Source organism: Aquitalea sp. ASV11 (assembly GCF_016429185.1).
Taxonomy (GTDB): Bacteria; Pseudomonadota; Gammaproteobacteria; order Burkholderiales; family Chromobacteriaceae; genus Aquitalea; species Aquitalea pelogenes.
This window is the reverse complement of record NZ_JAELUD010000188.1, coordinates 1-376: the sequence shown is the minus strand read 5'-3', so window position 1 is coordinate 376 and position 376 is coordinate 1. Positions and strand designations below refer to the sequence as shown.

Genomic DNA, 376 nt, shown 5'->3' with positions numbered 1-376 from the left:
CGCGCGCCACGCGGCGAAGGGTTTGAACTGCGCACCGACCACTGGGGTGCCATCCGCGCCGGCAAAGGCTTGCTCATCAGTGCCGAAGCCAGCCCCGTCGCTGCCACGCCACAACTGGACATGACCGCAGCGCTGCACCAGCTGGAACAGGCCAACCGGCTGGCCAAAGCCCTGGCCGATGCCGCAAGCACCGCCACCGCCCTGCCGCCGGACGTCCAGGCCCAGGTCGACCTGCTGCAACAGTCGCTCAAACAGCTGGCACAGGCCGGCATTCTGATCAGCGCCCCGGCCGGCATCGGCCTCACCACCCCGCACACCATCCAGCAATCGGCAGGCAGCACCTACGCCGTCACCGCCGGGCAGCACATCAGCCAGG

General features: G+C 69.4%; 1 protein-coding gene. It reads left to right on the top strand.

The window, feature by feature from the left end; all coding sequences use genetic code 11:
• Positions 1-376 (top strand): type VI secretion system Vgr family protein (locus tag JHD62_RS23145; RefSeq protein ID WP_199104602.1); only part of this gene is annotated, 376 nt, incomplete at both ends.